We start from the raw sequence: 17,562 nt of genomic DNA, 5'->3' as shown, positions 1-17,562 counted from the left end.
AAGGGAGAAGGCGCCCGAACCACCTGGACCGGACGCCGCCACCGCTGCCGTATCTGCCGGGGCGCCGGCACCGTCCGCTGACCCACGCAACACCACCTCCGGCCCACGTAAGGAGCCACCCATGACCGACAGCGCGCCACCACCCACCAACCCCGCCGCCTCGGCGGCCCACCCTGGAAGGCCTCCACCATCACACCCAAGACCACCTCGGCTGACAGGCGCGCTGCCCTCGACCGCGCGGCGCGCCTGCGCCAGCTCTCCGAAGCAGACCGCGACGCGATACGCCTCGCCCAAGACCCCAAGTTCGCACGCTGGCTGGAACAGATCACCGCCACTGGCGCCTGCGCCCACCCCGTCCACCTCTCCGGATCGACCACCACTCGGGACGCGCTGACCGGCGAGATCCTCCACCACTTCGACACCCGCAACGAACCCGGCGAACGCCTCCTCGTCCGCTGCCGCAACCGCCGCGCAACCGTCTGCGCCCCTTGCTCCCGTCTCCACGCGGGCGACACGTTCCACCTGGTCCGCGCGGGCCTGATCGGCGGCAAGAACGTCCCTGATGCGGTGCGGTCCAGGCCCCGACTCTTCATTACCCTGACCGCGCCGTCCTTCGGCCCCGTACACCGCGTCGGCGAACGATGTCGACCGCGCCGCGCCGGCGGAGAGTGCGACCACGGCCGCGCTCTCGGATGCGGCGCCGTGCACACCGTGACCGATCCGCTTGTCGGTCAGCCCTTGTGCCCGGACTGCTACGACTATCCGGCCCACGTCCTCTGGCACGCACACGCAGGTAAGCTCTGGGACCGCTTCGTCATCGCCGTCCGCCGACGCCTCGCCTCATCGGTCGGCCTCGCACAGTCCCGCTTCCCGGCCCATGCACGCCTTTCGTTCGCCCGAGTCGCCGAGTACCAAAAGCGCGCCGCCGTCCATATCCACGCCGTAGTACGCCTCGACGGCCCGACCGGCCCGGACGACGAACCCCCGACCTGGGCCACCACAAGCCGACTCGCCAGCGCCGTGCGTGCTGCGGCTCCGCGCATCGCCGTCCGCACTCTCTACAGCCCGGCCGTAGGAGAAGTCGTCCACCGCTGGGGCGCCCAGCTCGACTTGCGTCCGCTGACCGCCGACGGCGACGGCCCGACCGACGATGCCGTGGCCGCGTACGTCGCCAAGTACGTCACCAAGGGCGCCAGCGAGTCCGGCGCCGGCGCCGACCACCGACTCGCAACCGCGGACGACATCGACGCCGTACCTGCGACACCACACGTCCGCACACTCATACGCACCTGCTGGCGCCTTGGGGGCCTGCCAGAGTACGAGCCGCTACGGCTGGGGGCCTGGGCTCATACCCTCGGCTATCGCGGACACATCCTCACCAAGTCCCGGGCCTACTCGACGACGTACGCCGTGCTCAGAGCGGAGCGAGCAGAGCACCAGGGGCAGGACGACCTGCCTGGCACGGTCACTGATGCCCGCTGGCGCTACGTGGGCTCCGGCCACTCATCAGGCGCGGCTCTCATCGCGGCGAGCATCGCTGACGACCTGGCCCGCAATCGTGAGATCGCAAGGGAAAACTCCAGAAGTGGGGAGGTCACCAGTGACGGGTGACCCCCAACCGCTTCCGGACTGGATCACCGAGATTCTGGACCGCTGGACTCCGCCGGATGACTACGACGCACGCGTGTCCGCGGTCGTCGATAGCTACATCGCTGACCAGGCGGGGTCAGTCAATCCGCAGAACTCTCCGGTTCTGCGCCTACCGGCGTGACATTGATGGAGGTGATCTCCGGCGGCTTCCGTCGCCCCCTGCCGACGCTGAAGACAGCCACCCCTTTGATCACGCTGGCGACGATGGCTCGGCGCCGTTCGAGGTTCTCCTCGGACTCGTCACGCCAGACAGCCAGGACATCGGTTTCGGTGCGGGACCGCTGGACGACCGCCGCCGCTTCGCGTGTGCGCAGCGTCAAGAGTTCGTCGCGTAGGTGCTTCAGGGAGTCGAAGTAGTCCTCGTCTTCCATCTTCCCTTCCTTCCAACGGTTTCGAAGACCGCGGATTCGCTCCTCCAGGACAGAGATCACGGCGGTCAGATCTTCGGGCGGGGCTGTTTGCGGCTGGGGCTGTCGCTTGTTGAGCGCGGCCTCCATGACCTCGTTCAGCCGCTCCTCGATCCATGTGTATGAGCGGCTGACCTTGCCACAGCCGAGTAGGCCGTTCGGCCCCACCGAACTGGAGTTGCAGAACGTCCGGCGAAACGTGCGCCCTTGGGTGGTCGCCCATTGCACGCGCATCGTTGAGCCGCAGCCGCCGCACTTGAGAAACCCGGAGTAGAGGTGCTTCCGCTTGCCGGAGCCCTGGGCGGCAGGAGTCGCCCGGCCATCGAGTACTGCTTGGACGTTCTCCCACTCCTCCCGCGTCAGCGGGTGCGGATAGATGCTGTCACCGATGTCCTGGCCCTTGTAGGTGACGATGCCTCCGACCCGCTCGGAGCGGTACACGCGCTTGACCTTCTGGATCGTCCACACGGTCTGGGTGCCAGGGGTGCGCGCGCCGGCCTCGTTCCACATGCGGGCCACGTCGCCGGGGGTCTTCTGGCTCTGGTCCATGAGCATCTGGTAGCCCCGCCGGATCAGCTCGACTTCCTCCGGTACGAGCCGCTGGAAATTCGACCCTGGCTCGAATCCGAAAACACGCGGGCCTCCCGCATGTGGCTTGCCCTTTTCGCGGCGCTGAAGGAGTGAGCTGTTCACGCGCTCCGACATGCGCTCGGTCTCTTGCTGGGCGACCGCGCCTTTGATCGTCAGGATCATGCGGCCGTTGGCGGTGGAGGTGTCCTCGCCTTCTGTCGTGGCGAAGGCGAAGCCGTGTTCCTTCTGCTCCTCCAGGAAGCTGGTGAGCTCCGTGATCCGTCGCGTCAGGCGGTCGATCGAGTAGACCACGATGCCGTCGATCAGGCCGTCCCGCGCGTCGCGCAGCATCTCGGAGTAGACCGCTCGCTGTCGCTTGCTGGTGGTGGAGGCAGACACATCGTTCTCGGGGTAGACCTTGTGCACACCCCATCCGAGCCGTTCGCACAGTTCGCGGCACGCCTGTTCCTGCCGCTGGATCCCTAACTCTTGCCCCTTGCGGTCCTTGCTGATCCTGACGTAGATCCCCACGCGCTTTGGCTTGGCCATGATGGTCCCCTCCGTCGGCCTGTACCGCGCTAATTAACGTACATACCAAGTGTGGGGTTACGAACGTGGCCGGTCAGGCGCTGGTCCCGGTCATCGTCGCGGCCCGCGAGAAGATCCTCGACCTCGACGCGTACAACGCGGCGAAGTCGTCACCGATCGACGAGGTGGATGCGCGCGAGACCGAGCCGAAGGTGACTGTCCCCGTGACGGCCTGACAGTCGTCGGCTCGTTGACTTGATCGACAGAAGCGCCCCGGATCCCATGCGATCCGGGGCGCTTCTTGTCCCGTTCCCCATCACTGCGGACGGACAGATGCCACGACCGACGCCGGGCGCAAGGTCGCGGTGCCCGCCGCCGTGTAGCCCGCACATCGGCCCGCAACGCCCGTGCCCCGCACCCAGGACTCTCGGTGCGGGGCACGGGCGTTGTGATGTGGCCCCGGGCCCTCTGTGTTGACGTTTGTCGAATTACGGAGGAGCCTTGTTTCGAGAAACGTCGATGCGTCGTTCCGGAGGTGGGTCGAGGTCATGCGTGAGCAGCCCGTGGATCTGCGCGAGACCGTCCGTCGGCGGTACGCGGCCGCTGCGGTGCAGGTGGCCGAGGGTGGGGCCGCATGCTGCGGGGCCGAACCCGTCGAGGTCGGGGAGGGTTTCGGGTCGGCGCTCTACGCGGCCGACGAGCGCGACCTGCTGCCTGTCGAAGCCGTCGCCGCCTCGCTCGGCTGCGGCAACCCGCTCGCCGTCGCCGACCTCCAGGAGGGCGAGCGGGTCCTGGACCTGGGCTCCGGCGGCGGCATCGACGTCCTGCTCTCCGCGCGCCGTGTCGGTCCGGCCGGCACGGTGTACGGGCTGGACATGACCGAGGAGATGCTCGCCCTCGCGCTGGCCAACCGACGGAAGGCCGGTGCCACCAACGTCGAGTTCCTCAAGGGGACCATCGAGGCCGTCCCGCTGCCCGCGAACACGATCGACGTCGTCATCTCCAACTGCGTCATCAACCTGTCCACGGACAAGGCGGCCGTCTTCGCGGAGGCCTTCCGCGTCCTGGCCCCCGGTGGCCGGATCGGAGTCACCGACGTCGTCGCCGACGACGGTCTCTCGCCCGAGCAGCGTGCCGAGCGCGATGACCACATCGGCTGTGTCGCGGGAGCGCTCTCCTTCGCCGAGTACCGCGAGGGCCTGCTGGCCGCCGGGTTCACCGACATCGAGGTCACGCCGACCCATGGGGTCGCGGACGGCATGCACTCCGCCGTCGTGCGCGCCGTGAAGCCGGCCGGCGGCGGTCGCGGTGCGGTCCCGATGGGCCGAAACTAGACTGACGAGGCCATGGATAAGTCCTGAAACAGGGAGATCTGGCCATGTCCAAGCGAGGCAGCAAGCGGCGTGCCCGCAAGAAGAAGAAGGCGAATCACGGCAAGCGCCCCAACGCCTGAGCCGCCCCGTAGTTCACCGGTGCCCCGGATCGACCGCGATCCGGGGCACCGGTCTGCGGGGGCCGGGGCGGGCCGCTCACGGACCGCCCCGGCTGCCGGCGGGCCGTAGGCTTACCGCGGGGTAGGACCGCGGGGCGGGAGGAAAGCCGGAATGGGCGCTGTGGGTGCCGGGAGGAGCGGCAAGCGGATGCCGCGTGCCGTGCGGGAGCAGCAGATGCTGGACGCCGCGGTGCACACGTTCGGGCAGCGCGGGTACCGGGCGGCGTCCATGGACGAGATCGCCGAGCTGGCCGGGGTGTCCAAGCCGCTGGTCTATCTGTATCTGAACTCCAAGGAGGATCTGTTCACCGCCTGCATCCGGCGCGAGGCCGCGGCGCTGATCGAGGCGGTGCGAGCCGCCGTGGATCCGGGGCTCCCGGCGGACCGGCAGCTGTGGGAGGGGCTCGCGGCGTTCTTCCGGCACACCGCCGAGCACCCGGACGCGTGGGCGGTGCTGCACCGGCAGGCGCGCACGCACGGGGAGCCGTTCGCCGCGGAGGTGACGGTGATGCGGGACGAGATCGTGGCGTTCGTGACCGGGCTCATCGGGGCGGCGGCGCGCGAGGCCCACGGGGGCGGGGAGCTCGCCGACCGCGATGTGGCAGGGCTCGCCCAGGCGCTGGTGGGCGCGGCCGAGTCGCTCGCCGGGTGGGCGAACGAGACGCCGGGCGTCTCGGCGAAGGAGGCCGCGGCCACGCTGATGAACTTCGCCTGGGAGGGCCTGGGCAACCTCATGCGGGGCGAGCGGTGGACGCCGTCCGGCCGGTGAGGTGGACGCGTCGCCGGTTCCGCGGGTCCCGCAGCTCGAAGGCGCCCTCGTCGTCCGTCGCGTACTCCACGGTGCCGGGCAGGAGCACGGGCGCCCTGAACTCGGCCTCGGCGTAGCGGATTTCCCCTGGGTGCGGCTGCTCGGCGAGACAGCGGGCGAACGTCCACACGCCGTGGGCGACGGCGCGCCGGAAGCCGAAGAGCCGGGCGGTCAGGGCGTACAGATGGATGGGGTTCCGGTCCCCGGACGCGGCGCCGTACCGCCGCCCGAGGTCCGCCGCGAGGGGCCACCGCGCGCGGGTGTCCAGGGGCGGGGGAGCGGCCGGGTGGGCAGGAGCCGTCTCCGTCCCGGGCACGTCGCCGACGCGCGCGTGGCGGGACAGATACGTGCTGCGCGACTCCCATGCGAGCTCGCCCGCCAGCCACGCCTCCGTCACCATCGTCACCTCGGTGCCCCGCCGGTGCGGGCTCAGTCCGGCCGCGTACACGGTGAGGCCGGGCCGGTCGGACGGCAGCAGCGGCCGGTGCCGGGTGATGTCGACACGGGTGTGGACGAGCCCGAGGAGAGGGAGCGGGAACGCCGGGTCCGCCATGAGCCGCATGGCGAGCGGGAAGCCGAGGACGTGCGGGTACGTGATCGGCAGCGCGCCGGTCCCGGAGAATCCGCAGACCCGGGCGTACGCGGCGAGGCGTTCGGGCGCGACGGCCGCGTCCGGGAGCACGAGCCGCGTGGCCGGGACGACGGCGTCCTCCCGTACCCGCTTGAACGGCGACGCGAGCGCTCCCCGGAGAAGTACGGGCCACAGCGCGGGCGGCGAGGACAGGGTGCGGGTCGCCATGGTGTGTTCCTTCGTGGCGTCGCCGGGTGCGGCCCGGTGGGTTGGGGGATCACGCGCCCAGCAGGGACTGGCCGCACACGCGTACCACCTGGCCGTTCACCGGTCCTGAGGCCGGATGGGCGAGCCAGGCCGTCGTTTCCGCGACGTCCTCCGCGAGGCCGCCCTGGTCAGGGAGTTCGTACGGCGGCCCGCCTCGCGGATCAGCAGGGGCACCTCCGCGGTCATCTTCGTCTCGATGAAGCCGGGGGCGACGGCGTTGACCGTGGACCACGTGTTCGGCGCCGGCACGCGGAGCCGGGGAGCGGACCAGGCCGATGATTCCGGCCTTGCTCGCCGCGTAGTTGGTCTGCCCCGCGTTGCCGGCGATGCCCGCGATGGAGGCGGTCGCGACGATCCGGCCGCCGCTCGCCACGACACCCGCCTTCAGCACCGCGTCCGTGGTGTCGAGGACCGCCGCCAGATTCACGTCCAGCACGGAACTCCACCGCTCCGCAGGCATGTTGGCGAGCCGTCGGTCGCGGGTGACGCCCGCGTTGTGGATCAGGATGCCGAGGCCGTCGGGAACGGCGGCGGCGATACGGTCGGCCGCGTCGTCGGCCGTGATGTCGAGCGGGAGCGCCGTCGCCCCGAGCCGGTCGACGGTGCGGACGAGGTCGGCCTGGGCCTGGGGGACGTCGAGACGGACGACCTGGGCGCCGTCGCGCACGAGCGTCGCGGCGGCGGCCGCGCCGATGCCGCGCGCGGCGGCGGTGACGAGCGCGGTGCCGGCGAGCGGGCGGGCCCAGTCGCCGGGGGCGGTCACCGGTGCGGCGCCGACCTCGACGGTCTGCCCGCTGACGTAGGCCGACCTGGGCGACAGCAGGAACCGCAGCGTCGACTCCGCGGCGTTCGCGGCCCCGCTCGTCCGTACCAGGTTCACCGTCAGGTTCCGGCCGGTCTCCTTGCCCAGGGAACGTACGAAGCCCTCCAACGTCTGCTGGGCCGCCGCCTGATGGTGGTCCGTGGCGGAGAGCGGGGCGCCCAGCACCACGATCCGGCCGCTCGCGGCGACGGACCGCACGACGGGGTGCAGCAGCGCGTGCACCTCGGCGAGCGCGCCGGCGGACGTGACGCCCGTCGCGTCGAGAACGACCGCTGCCGGAGCGGCGTCCGAGGCAGCCACCGGCAGTACGGTCCGGGCGAGCACCGCCGAAAGCTCCTCCGTCCCGGCCGTCGGCGAACCCGCCGTCAGATGCAGGACCTCCCCGTCGAGCGTGGGGTGTCCGGGCGTCCAGCGATGCAGCGCGGCCGGTTCCGGGAGGCCGAGCCGACGGGTCAGGAAGCGCGGCCACGGGCGCCCGTATCGTCGCCACCCTCGCCAAGCTCCTCGCGGAGCGGGACGCACCCGGCCGCGGGCTGATCTCGGTCTGCGCGGCGGGCGGGCAGGGCGTGACGGCGGTCCTGGAGCGGCCGTAGCGGCGCCGGCGGACGGCGACGTCTCCGCCGGCCGGTGGCCTCCCGGCATCGGTGGCCTCCCGGCATCGGTGGCTTCCCGGCATCGGTGGCCTCCGCGTCACGCGCCTGCGCCATGGCCTCGGCTGCGCCCGGGGCTTCAGCCGCGCCTGAGCCGCCAGTCCCGCAGGACTTCCTCGACGTCGTACGGCTTCTTGCCGAGCGGCGGGCCCGGGGGCGGCATGAGGAGCATCTTGGTGATCTGCTCGTTGATCTCCGTGACGATGCGGCGCACCGCGGTCTCCGAGGGCGCCGCGTAGGCCTTCTCCAGGGCGTCCTCGGCCTCCTTGCGCAGGGCGAGGGCCGGCGGCAGCATGGCGATGCCCTCCTGGTGCATCTTGCCCTTGACCCACCAGAGCTCGTCGTAGGGCGCCTTGTCGTCGGGCAGGGGCTTCCCGAAGCCGGGCAGGTCCTTGAAGTCGCCGCGCTGATTCGCGTCACGGATCTGCCTGTCGACCCACGATTCGAAACCGACACCCGGGGGCTTGCGCTCGGTCATGTGTTCCAGGGTACGGGCGCACGAGACGGTCGGTGAGGCCTCTGGGACACTCGGAGTGTGCTGATCAGAGACGCGACTGCCGAGGACTGGGACCGGATCTGGCCGTTCTGGCACCGGATCGTGTCCGCCGGGGACACCTACGCCTGGGACCCCGACACCTCCGAGCCCGACGCCCGCGCGCTGTGGATGGCACCCGCGAACCACGTGTTCGTCGTCGAGGACGAGGACGGCGCGCTGGTCGCCTCGGCGTACGTACGCCCCAACTACGGCGGCCCGGCCGCGCACATCGCGAACGCGGGCTTCATGGTCGACCCGGACCGGGCGGGCCGCGGCCTCGGCCGGCGCCTGGCCGAGCACGTGCTCGACCAGGCGCGTCACGACGGCTACACCGGCATGGTCTTCAACGCGGTCGTGGAGACGAACCCGGCGCTGAAGCTGTGGGAGTCCCTGGGCTTCCGGACGCTGGGGACGGTCCCGGGGGCGTTCCGGCATCCGGCGCACGGGCCGGTCGGGCTGAGCATCATGTTCCGGGAGCTGTAGCCACCCGAGCCGTGGCCGTCCCGCTTCCCGGAGCTCACTTCCGTTTCGGGTCGAGCAACTGCTCCCGCGGGGCCGTCAGCTGGTGGGAGGACTCCACCGCCCGGGTCTCGTCCAGCGCGGTGAGGGCGAGGAGCAGTACGGCGGCGATCACCGGCCCGGTGAGCGGCTCCGCGGTGATCCCCGCCGGGGTGTGGGGAGCCGTCGGTACGGCCTCCACCCGGTCCGCGAAGGCCTCGCCCACGTGCCGCGGACGACCTCTTCGGCGACCCCCGCCACTCGTACACCCGGGGCCTGCTGTCCTGCTCCCCGAGCCTGGACGACTCCCCTCTGGGCACGCCGGTCAGGTGCTCGCGGTGCCGGAGCATCCGTACACCCGGCGGCTCCTGGCCTCCGTGCCGCGGCCCGGCCGGGACCCGGCGGCGGTCCCGGCCTGAGCGGGCGCCGGGGAGCCGGAGGTCTCGCAGGACACCCCGGTCCCGGCCGGGAAAAGGCAGGAGCCCTGCCCCGTACAGAACGTACGGGGCAGGGCTCCTTGGATACTGCTAAGTCGTGCGCGATCGCCGACCCGGGCAACTTAGGCCGGGGTGACGTTCTCCGCCTGCGGGCCCTTCGGGCCCTGGGTGACGTCGAAGTTCACGACCTGGTTCTCCTCGAGGGAGCGGAAGCCGGTCGCGTTGATCGCGGAGTAGTGGACGAAGACATCCGGGCCGCCGCCGTCCTGGGCGATGAAGCCGAAGCCCTTTTCAGCGTTGAACCACTTGACGGTTCCGGTAGCCATAAGCCCTCCTTGGGCCAAAGGGTTGCCCTGCTCCAGAACCTGCAAACAAGTCTGAAAACTACAAAAGCCTGCGGGTCACATGCTCCGCAGGCTCTGTACTGCAAGGGAAACCAAACTGCAACTTGCGTTGAGCGTAGCACGCAGGGTGTTGGGAGCGATAGAGGGAAAGATCACTTCACCCGGATGTTTGATGCCGGCTTGACATGCTGACGGTCATCCGGGCGTTGTGACGCGGCCGCCCCGGCCATTCCCGCCGCGGTCCGGAGGTCTAGCCTCACGATGTGGACAGTCATGCAGAGCCCGCGGAGCCCGCGGAGTACGCCGCCGCCGACGACCGTCGTAGTCGGCCGCGCGTCGGTCACATCCAGTTCCTGAACTGCCTGCCCCTCTACTGGGGCCTGGCCCGCACCGGGACCCTGCTCGATCTCGAGCTCACGAAGGACACCCCGGAGAAGCTCTCCGAGCAGCTGGTGCGCGGCGACCTCGACATCGGCCCCATCACCCTCGTCGAATACCTCCGCAACGCCGACGGCCTCGTCGCCTTCCCCGATCTCGCGGTCGGCTGCGACGGGCCCGTCATGTCGTGCGTGATCGTGTCGCAGCTGCCGCTGGAGCAGCTCGGCGGTGCGCGGGTCGCCCTGGGCTCCACCTCGCGCACCTCGGTGCGGCTCGCGCAGCTGCTGCTCTCCGAGCAGTACGGCGTGACGCCCGACTACTACACCTGCCCGCCCGACCTGGGCGTGATGATGCAGGAGGCGGAGGCGGCCGTACTGATCGGGGACGCGGCCCTGCGCGCCTCGCTGCACGACGCGCCGCGCCTCGGCCTGCGGGTCCACGACCTGGGCCAGATGTGGAAGGACTGGACCGGGCTGCCGTTCGTCTTCGCGGTGTGGGCGGCGCGCAAGGACTATCTCGCGCGCGAGCCCGGTGTCGTACGGAAGGTCCACGAGGCGTTCCTGGCTTCGCGCGATCTGTCCCTGGAAGAGGTCAAGAAGGTCGCCGAGCAGGCGTCGCGCTGGGAGAGCTTCGACGCCGAGCTGCTGGAGCGGTACTTCACCACGCTCGACTTCCGCTTCGGTCCGGAGCAGCTCGCCGGCGTACGGTCGTTCGCGCGCAGGACCGGGCCGACGACCGGCTTCCCGGCGGACGTACGGGTCGAGCTGCTCGACCTCTGACCCGGGCCGACCCGTGGATCAGGGAGTGGGGACGGGCGCCTGCATGTGCCGGCTGATCCACTGGATCGATCCGTCCTCCATGCCCTGCACATAGGTCCTGGCGTTGTGCCCGCCGCCCTGGATGACCTGCAGCCGCGTCCTGACCGGGCCCTTGGTGTGCTCACGGATGAAGGACTTCAGGTTCCTCATCCCGGACTCCCTCGTGCCGATCTGGAAGGCCAGGTAGACCCGGTTGTCCTTGGTGTCCGGCCTGGCGCCGAGCACATCGGCGAGCTTCTCGGGGTTGTTCGCCTGCTGCTCGGCGGGGTGTCCGGCCCACAGCGGGGAGTCGGGCACGGTGTCCGGGCCGGAGGCGATGACCGCCTTGAACCTGTCGGGGCGCTGCAGCACCGACTTCAGCCCCACGAAGGCGCCGGAGGACGATCCCATGAAGGCCCAGCCGTCGCGTGAGGTGAACGTACGAAAATTGGCCTTGACGAAATCGGGGACGTCCTCGGTCATCCAGGTACCCATTTTCGGCTGCCCCGGAATATCGCTGCCGTCGTAGTAATACCTGTCGTCCGGGTTGAGTACGGGCATCACGACGATGAACGGAAGGCTCTTTCCTTCCTGTGACCACCGGCTGATGCTGCTCTGCAGCTTCAGGTCGGTGCCCATCCAGTAATTGTTCGGATATCCGTTGCCGCCGGGGAGCGCGATGAGCACGGGGAATCCGCTGTGCGCGTACGCGGGGTCGAAGTACTGCTTCGGGGCCCAGACCCAGACCTTGCCGGTGAAGCCGGACTTCGTGCCGTGCAGCGTCGTGACGCCGGTCCTGGTCCCGTCGTCGATGGTGTTCTGGGTGGTGAACTCGGCCTTCGGGCCGGTCGGCATCAGGGTCTTGGCCGCGGCCTCGGCGGCTGCCCGGGAGGCCGCATCTCCGCCCTCCGGCGCCCCGGTCGCGGCCCCGGGCGCGGGCGGCTGCGCCGACGGGCCGTCGAAGGAGACCGGGTCCCCCTCGTCCGAGCAGCCCGCGACGAGCGCGACCGAGCCGAGGGCGACGGCGGCCACGATGGCCTTGGACAGACGCAGACGGCGGCGATTCATCACGAACTCCGGGGCTTTTGCCGTTTTATGGGCAAGGGATGTCATTTACGCCCAGGGAGATGAGGGCCACGGCCGATCGGTTGATCCGCGGGCGGGCCCAATCCCCGTGATCCGGCCCACCCCGCGTTCTACGCTGTCCCGGACGGACATCGCGGAGTCGGGCGGAAGCCGAATCGGGGGAGCACATGCAGCCGTTGGAAGCGGGCGAGCCGCAGACCATCGGTGCGTACCGGTTGCTCGGCAGGCTCGGCGCGGGCGGCATGGGACGGGTGTACCTGGCCCGCTCCGAGGGCGGCCGTACCGTCGCGGTCAAGATCGTCCATCCGCACTTCGCGCTCGACGAGCAGTTCCGGGAGCGGTTCCGCCGCGAGGTCGCGGCGGCGCGGCGGGTGGGCGGCGCCTGGACGGCTCCGGTCCTGGACGCGGACGCGCCCGTTCCGTGGGTGGCGACCGGCTATGTGGCCGGGCCGTCGCTGGGACAGGCCGTCACGGACCACGGGCCGTTGCCGGAGCACACCGTACGGACGCTGGGCGCGGGCCTCGCGGAGGCACTGGCCGCCGTCCACGCGCTCGACCTGGTCCACCGGGACGTCAAGCCCTCGAACGTCCTGCTCACGCTGGACGGCCCCCGCCTCATCGACTTCGGCATCGCCCGAGCGACGGACGGCACCGCCTCGCTCACCACGACCGGCGTCTCCGTCGGCTCACCCGGGTACATGGCTCCCGAGCAGATCGTCGGCAGCGGCGCGGTCACGGGAGCGGCCGACGTCTTCTCACTGGGCGCGGTCCTCGCGTACGCCGCGACCGGTGCGGCGCCCTTCCCCGGCGACTCGTCGGCCGCGCTGCTCTACAAGGTCGTCCACGAGGAGCCCGAGCTGGGCGCACTGACGGGGGAGCTGCGGGAGCTCGTCGCCGGCTGCCTGGCCAAGGACCCGTCCGCGCGGCCGCCCCCGAGGACGTCGCCCGCCGGCTCGCGCCGGGCGGCGCGGGCGCGCTGGTGGCGGGCGGCTGGCTGCCCGGGCCGCTGGTGGAGCAGGTCAGCCGGGCAGCGGTACGGCTCCTCGACCTGGAACCGGCCCGGCGGGACGCTGCGGGGTCGGGACCCGTGCCGTTCACCAGCCATGCGCTGGGGGAGTTCGGCCCTCCGGTCGATCCCTCGTCACTGCCGTCGCCCTCGTCGCCGTCGCCGTCCTCGCTGCCGCCCATGCCACAGGCCCCGCCGCCCGTGACCGATGCGGTTCCGGCACAGGGCACGCCCGACGGCCGCCTCTCCGTCTCCGTCACCACCAGCACGGAACGCGACCGCCCCGGCGGCGGCCGCAGGGTGAGCTGCACGGTCGCGCTCGCCGTGGCCGGCGCGCTGGCCACGGTGACGGTCGGCGCGGGCGTCCTCTTCGATCTCTTGCCGGGAGGTGGCCACAATCCCGACGCCATGGCGGAGCCGCCCGCGTCGTCGTCCAGCGCCTCCGCGGACGGCGGAGCGCCCCGGAAGAAGGACGTACCGGAGACGTTCATCGGGACCTGGGAGGGGACGATCACCGCGTCCGGCCTCCCCGCCGGCACCATGAAGGTCACCATCGGACCCGGCCGCACCGGCGAGCAGATCGGCAAGGCCGAACAGACCGACATCCTCGGCAACTTCATCTGCGAGGACCTGCTCACCGCCACCCGCGCCGACGCGAAGACCCTGGTCGTCGACGCGAAACGCGGCCCGCGCAGTCAGGGCATGTGCACCGAGAGCACGAAGGGCCTCCGGCTCGAACTGAGCGGCGGCGCCCTGCGGTACGTCTCCGCCGACGCCCGAGCCGGAAAGCCGACCGGCGATCTGGCGAAGCAGCGCTGAAGCGGGGCGGCGCCGAGCCCGGGGCATGTCCGGTGGAGGGTGTGCCGGAAGCCGAGCGAAATCGCTGGCGTAGGCTGTTTCGGACCGTCCAGACCCCGCCGAAAGGTGACTCCCGGTGACCGAGAAGGCCGACCTTCAGTCCGTCCTGGACCGTGCCGCCGAGGGCGGGCGGATCACCGCCGAAGAGGCGCTCGACCTCTACCGGTCGGCGCCGCTGCACGCGCTGGGCGCCGCGGCCGACGCCGTGCGCCGCCGCCGTTACGCCGGTACGGAGCACATCGCGACGTACATCATCGAGCGCAACATCAACTACACCAACGTGTGCGTCACGGCCTGCAAGTTCTGCGCCTTCTACGCCGCGCCGAAGGACACCGCGAAGGGCTGGACCCGCGACCTCGACGACATCCTGCGCCGCTGCGCCGAGACGGTCGAGCTGGGCGGCACCCAGATCATGTTCCAGGGCGGCCACCACCCGGACTACGGCGTCGAGTACTACGAGAAGCACTTCGCCGCCATCAAGAAGGAGTTCCCGCAGCTGGTCATCCACTCCCTCGGCGCCTCCGAGGTCGAGCACATGGCCCGCATCTCCGGCGTCTCCGTCGAGGACGCGATCTCCCGCATCCACGCCGCCGGTCTCGACTCCTTCGCCGGCGCCGGTGCCGAGTTGCTGCCCGAGCGGCCGCGCAAGGCGATCGCGCCGCTGAAGGAGTCCGGCGAGCGCTGGCTGGAGATCATGGAGACCGCGCACCGGCTGGGCGTGGAGTCGACGTCCACGATGCTGATGGGCACGGGCGAGACCAACGCAGAGCGCATCGAGCACATGCGGATGATCCGCGACGTGCAGGACCGGACGGGTGGTTTCCGGGCCTTCATCCCGTACACGTACCAGCCCGAGAACAACCACCTCAAGGGCCGTACCCAGGCCACGATCTTCGAGTACCTGCGGATGATCGCGATCGCCCGGCTCTTCTTCGACAACGTCGCCCACATCCAGGGCTCGTGGCTGACCACGGGCAAGGAGGTCGGCCAGCTGTCGCTGCACTACGGCGCGGACGACCTCGGCTCGATCATGCTGGAGGAGAACGTCGTCTCCTCGGCCGGTGCCAAGCACCGCTCCAACCGCCAGGAGATCATCGACCTGATCCGCAGGGCGGGCCGCGTCCCGGCGCAGCGGGCGACGACGTACGAGCACATCGTCGTCCACGACGACCCGGCGAACGACCCGGTGGACGAGCGGGTCGCCTCGCACATCTCCTCGACGGCGATCGAGGGCGGTACGGCGCATCCGGAACTGAAGCTGCTGAGCGCCAACTGAGCCCCTCATGCTGACCGTTCACGCCGCGCCCCTGGTCCTTCCGGTGGGCGCGGCGGCCCTCGTGGACGGCGCGGTGGCCGTCGACGGCGACCGGATCGTGGCCGTCGGCCCGTACGAGGACGTGCTGGCCGCCCGGCCCGGGGCGCGGGTGCGGCGCTGGCCCGGCGTGATCACGCCGGGGCTCCGGCAGTGGAACGGCCGGTGGCTGCTCACGCGGGTCTACCACCCGGACCCGCGCGAGGCGGACGAGTTGGGCACCGAGCCGATCACGGGCGAGGCCTTCGACGCGCTGGAGCTCGACGCCCCCCGCATGGCGGGCAGTGTGCGGCGCGGGCTGCAGCGGATGCTGGCGCACGGCACGACGGCGGTCGCCGGGAGCTTTCCGGACACCGTGCGGTCTGCGGTGGACCGCTCCGGACTCACCGTCGTCGCCGCCGTGGGCGCTCCCGGATTCCTGTTCTCCGGGGCGAACCTCGATCCGCTCGTCGCGGGCCTCGACCTGGCCGGCTCGGTGCATGCCCCGCTGACCGTCGGCGGACGCGCCGACCTGGCCGCCTTCGACGTGGCCGACGAGGCGGCTCTGCTGGAGCGCGGCGCCGGTACGTGCGTCGCGACCGTCCTCGGCGGACGGCTGGTCCACCGCCGCCGCTGAGTCCCTCCGCGCGTCCCGCGTGCCCTGCCCGCGCTCCGGCCGGGGCCGAGCGGCACAATGGGGGCGTGACCCGAGCCTCCCTGGACAAGCAGCCGCACGAAGTCGCCTCCATGTTCGATGGTGTGGCGGCGAACTACGACCTCACCAACGACGTGCTCTCGCTCGGCCAGGACCGGCGCTGGCGCAAGGAGGTCGCCAAGGCGGTCGACGCGCGCCCCGCCCAGAAGATCCTCGACCTCGCCGCCGGCACCGGCACGTCCTCACTGCCGTTCACCCGCACCGGCGCGTACGTCGTGCCCTGCGACTTCTCGCTCGGGATGCTGCGCGAGGGCAAGAAGCGGCACCCGTGGCTGCCGCTGACCGCGGGCGACGCGACGAAACTGCCGTTCCGGGACGACGTCTTCGACGCCGTCACCATCTCCTTCGGCCTGCGCAACGTGCACGACACGGACCAGGCGCTGCGCGAGCTGTACCGGGTGACCAAGCCGGGCGGACGTGTCGTGATCTGCGAGTTCTCGCACCCGACCTGGGCGCCGTTCCGGACCGTGTACGAGGAGTACCTGATGCGGGCGCTGCCGTCCGTGGCCCGCGCGGTGTCGTCCAACCCGGACGCCTACGTCTATCTCGCCGAGTCGATCCAGACGTGGCCCGAGCAGGCCGAGCTCGCCGGGCTGCTGCAGAAGGCCGGCTGGTCGAAGGTGGCGTGGCGGAATCTGAGCGGCGGGATCGTGGCACTGCACCGCGGCACGAAGCCCCAGTAGGACCCGGTCCGGCGCACGCCCATGGACTACCAGGCACTGCTGGAGCAGGTCGCGGCGGACGTGGCCCCGCTGGTCGGCAGCGGGACCCCCGCCGAGTACATCCCGGCCCTCGCCTCCGTCGACCCGAACCGCTTCGGTATCGCCCTCGCCGACCTCGACGGCAAGGTGTACGGAACCGGCGACTGGGAGCACCCCTTCTCCACCCAGTCCGTCACCAAGCTCTTCGCCCTCGCGCTCGCGCTCTCCCTCGGCGGCCACGACCTGTGGGAGCGGGTGGGGCGCGAGCCGTCCGGCAACCCGTTCAACTCGCTCGTCCAACTGGAGTACGAGCACGGCATCCCGCGCAATCCGTTCATCAACGCGGGCGCGCTCGTCGTCACCGACCGGCTGCTGACCCTGACAGGCGATGCGAGCAGTGAACTCCTGGAGTTCCTGCGGGCGGAGAGCGGCAACCCGGACGTCGCCTTCGATCCTGCGGTCGCCGATTCGGAGGCGGAGCACGGCGACCGCAATGCGGCGCTGGCCCACTTCATGGCCTCGTACGGGACCATCGCCAACCCTGTCCCGACGCTCCTCGAGGACTACTTCTGGCAGTGCTCGATCGAGATGAGCTGCGCCGATCTGGCGCTCGCGGCGCGTTTTCTGGCCAGTCACGGGCTGCGGGCCGACGGGACGCGGCTGCTGAGCCGCAGTGAGGCGAAGCAGATCAACGCCGTGCTGCTGACGTGCGGGACGTACGACGCGGCAGGTGAGTTCGCCTACCGGGTCGGCCTGCCCGGCAAGAGCGGCGTCGGCGGCGGGATCGTCGCGGTCGTGCCGGGCCGGTGCACGCTGTGCGTCTGGAGCCCGGGGCTCGACCGCCACGGCAACTCGGTGGCGGGGGTTGCGGCGCTGGACCGCTTCACGACGCTGACGGGGCTGTCGGTGTTCTAGTACTGCAACCGCATCTGGGGTGTGTGGCCTCGGCGTTTGTGGTGGGAGCGGCGGGCTCGGGCCTGGCCGCGTCTGCGGAAGGCGTGCGGGTGCGGGTGGGCGGGGGCGGGGGCCGCTGCGCGGGGCCCACGCGGCGGAGGCGCACATCGGCACACGCCGGCGGGGCTCCACGCTGAGCCCGTCGGAGGCACCCCAGGCGGACCTCCGGGGGAGATCGAGGACGGACAGGCGGCGC

Annotated in this window: 16 protein-coding genes and 4 pseudogenes; 13 read left to right on the top strand and 7 right to left on the bottom strand. The window is 71.1% G+C overall.

The features are described 5' to 3' along the window. Positions 1-246 precede the first annotated feature (246 nt). On the top strand, positions 247-1,611 hold the full coding sequence (locus ACWCP0_RS02340) for a replication initiator (RefSeq protein WP_451077017.1): 1,365 nt from the start codon (positions 247-249) through the stop codon (positions 1,609-1,611). A 119-nt stretch (positions 1,612-1,730) separates the two neighbouring features. On the opposite strand, the gene ACWCP0_RS02335 is transcribed toward ACWCP0_RS02340, so the two are convergent. Then, positions 1,731-3,176 (bottom strand): recombinase family protein, encoded by a 1,446-nt coding sequence (locus ACWCP0_RS02335; protein ID WP_451076955.1) that lies wholly within the window; start codon positions 3,174-3,176, stop codon positions 1,731-1,733. A gap of 59 nt (positions 3,177-3,235) precedes the next feature. Between ACWCP0_RS02335 and ACWCP0_RS02330 the strand changes: the two are divergent. The 4 genes and pseudogenes from ACWCP0_RS02330 to ACWCP0_RS02315 all read left to right on the top strand — a co-directional run. Then, positions 3,236-3,391 (top strand): annotated as a pseudogene (locus tag ACWCP0_RS02330) (dicarboxylate/amino acid:cation symporter); the annotation flags it as partial. A 312-nt stretch (positions 3,392-3,703) separates the two neighbouring features. Next, positions 3,704-4,489, top strand: a complete 786-nt coding sequence (arsM, locus tag ACWCP0_RS02325; RefSeq protein ID WP_451076954.1) for an arsenite methyltransferase — start codon at positions 3,704-3,706, stop codon at positions 4,487-4,489. Between the two features lie 44 nt (positions 4,490-4,533). Further along, positions 4,534-4,608 carry a 50S ribosomal protein bL37 gene (locus ACWCP0_RS02320; RefSeq protein ID WP_451077016.1) on the top strand — a complete coding sequence of 25 codons (75 nt, stop codon included), beginning with the start codon at positions 4,534-4,536 and terminating at the stop codon, positions 4,606-4,608. Positions 4,609-4,759: 151 nt separating this feature from the next. After that, a complete protein-coding gene (locus ACWCP0_RS02315; protein WP_451076953.1) occupies positions 4,760-5,416 on the top strand; it encodes a TetR/AcrR family transcriptional regulator in 657 nt (218 codons plus the stop codon). Here ACWCP0_RS02315 and ACWCP0_RS02310 read toward each other — a convergent pair. Both ACWCP0_RS02310 and ACWCP0_RS02305 read right to left on the bottom strand, forming a co-directional pair. Next, positions 5,379-6,254 carry a MaoC family dehydratase gene (locus tag ACWCP0_RS02310; RefSeq protein WP_451076952.1) on the bottom strand — a complete coding sequence of 292 codons (876 nt, stop codon included), beginning with the start codon at positions 6,252-6,254 and terminating at the stop codon, positions 5,379-5,381. The two genes, ACWCP0_RS02315 and ACWCP0_RS02310, sit on opposite strands and share 38 nt — an antisense overlap. Before the next feature lie 49 nt (positions 6,255-6,303). Beyond that, a pseudogene (locus ACWCP0_RS02305) lies at positions 6,304-7,572 on the bottom strand (3-oxoacyl-ACP reductase). On the opposite strand from ACWCP0_RS02305, the pseudogene ACWCP0_RS02300 reads away from it, so the two are divergent. Beyond that, positions 7,560-7,709 (top strand): annotated as a pseudogene (locus tag ACWCP0_RS02300) (acetyl-CoA C-acetyltransferase); the annotation flags it as partial. The pseudogenes ACWCP0_RS02305 and ACWCP0_RS02300 sit on opposite strands and share 13 nt — an antisense overlap. Before the next feature lie 136 nt (positions 7,710-7,845). Here ACWCP0_RS02300 and ACWCP0_RS02295 read toward each other — a convergent pair. Further along, complete coding sequence (locus tag ACWCP0_RS02295; RefSeq protein WP_451076951.1) at positions 7,846-8,244, bottom strand: DnaJ family domain-containing protein; 399 nt, start codon at positions 8,242-8,244, stop codon at positions 7,846-7,848. Between the two features lie 57 nt (positions 8,245-8,301). Here ACWCP0_RS02295 and ACWCP0_RS02290 point away from each other — a divergent pair, with 57 nt between their 5' ends. Beyond that, positions 8,302-8,784 carry an N-acetyltransferase family protein gene (locus ACWCP0_RS02290; protein ID WP_451076950.1) on the top strand — a complete coding sequence of 161 codons (483 nt, stop codon included), beginning with the start codon at positions 8,302-8,304 and terminating at the stop codon, positions 8,782-8,784. A 34-nt stretch (positions 8,785-8,818) separates the two neighbouring features. Here ACWCP0_RS02290 and ACWCP0_RS02285 read toward each other — a convergent pair whose 3' ends face one another. Together ACWCP0_RS02285 and ACWCP0_RS02280 are read right to left on the bottom strand one after the other, a co-directional pair. After that, positions 8,819-9,025, bottom strand: a complete 207-nt coding sequence (locus ACWCP0_RS02285) for a hypothetical protein (protein WP_451076949.1) — start codon at positions 9,023-9,025, stop codon at positions 8,819-8,821. Between the two features lie 333 nt (positions 9,026-9,358). Beyond that, positions 9,359-9,562, bottom strand: a complete 204-nt coding sequence (locus tag ACWCP0_RS02280; protein WP_017948713.1) for a cold-shock protein — start codon at positions 9,560-9,562, stop codon at positions 9,359-9,361. A 281-nt stretch (positions 9,563-9,843) separates the two neighbouring features. On the opposite strand from ACWCP0_RS02280, the gene ACWCP0_RS02275 reads away from it, so the two are divergent. After that, a complete protein-coding gene (locus ACWCP0_RS02275; protein WP_451076948.1) occupies positions 9,844-10,737 on the top strand; it encodes a menaquinone biosynthetic enzyme MqnA/MqnD family protein in 894 nt (297 codons plus the stop codon). Positions 10,738-10,755: 18 nt separating this feature from the next. Here ACWCP0_RS02275 and ACWCP0_RS02270 read toward each other — a convergent pair whose 3' ends face one another. Continuing rightward, positions 10,756-11,823, bottom strand: a complete 1,068-nt coding sequence (locus ACWCP0_RS02270) for an alpha/beta hydrolase (protein WP_451076947.1) — start codon at positions 11,821-11,823, stop codon at positions 10,756-10,758. Positions 11,824-12,008: 185 nt separating this feature from the next. Between ACWCP0_RS02270 and ACWCP0_RS02265 the strand changes: the two are divergent. The 5 genes and pseudogenes from ACWCP0_RS02265 to ACWCP0_RS02245 all read left to right on the top strand — a co-directional run bounded on the left by ACWCP0_RS02265 (position 12,009) and on the right by ACWCP0_RS02245 (position 17,327). Further along, positions 12,009-13,666, top strand: a pseudogene (locus ACWCP0_RS02265) (serine/threonine-protein kinase). Positions 13,667-13,781: 115 nt separating this feature from the next. Then, on the top strand, positions 13,782-14,981 hold the full coding sequence (gene mqnC / locus ACWCP0_RS02260) for a cyclic dehypoxanthinyl futalosine synthase (protein WP_451076946.1): 1,200 nt from the start codon (positions 13,782-13,784) through the stop codon (positions 14,979-14,981). 7 nt (positions 14,982-14,988) lie between these two features. Beyond that, on the top strand, positions 14,989-15,633 hold the full coding sequence (locus ACWCP0_RS02255; RefSeq protein WP_451076945.1) for an amidohydrolase family protein: 645 nt from the start codon (positions 14,989-14,991) through the stop codon (positions 15,631-15,633). 65 nt (positions 15,634-15,698) lie between these two features. Beyond that, entirely contained in the window at positions 15,699-16,394 is a 696-nt protein-coding gene (locus tag ACWCP0_RS02250; RefSeq protein WP_451076944.1) for a demethylmenaquinone methyltransferase, read from the top strand. A 21-nt stretch (positions 16,395-16,415) separates the two neighbouring features. Further along, complete coding sequence (locus ACWCP0_RS02245) at positions 16,416-17,327, top strand: glutaminase (protein ID WP_451076943.1); 912 nt, start codon at positions 16,416-16,418, stop codon at positions 17,325-17,327. Positions 17,328-17,562 lie beyond the last annotated feature (235 nt).

The organism is Streptomyces sp. NPDC001970 (assembly GCF_053594115.1).
This window is presented reverse-complemented; position numbering and strand designations above follow the sequence as displayed.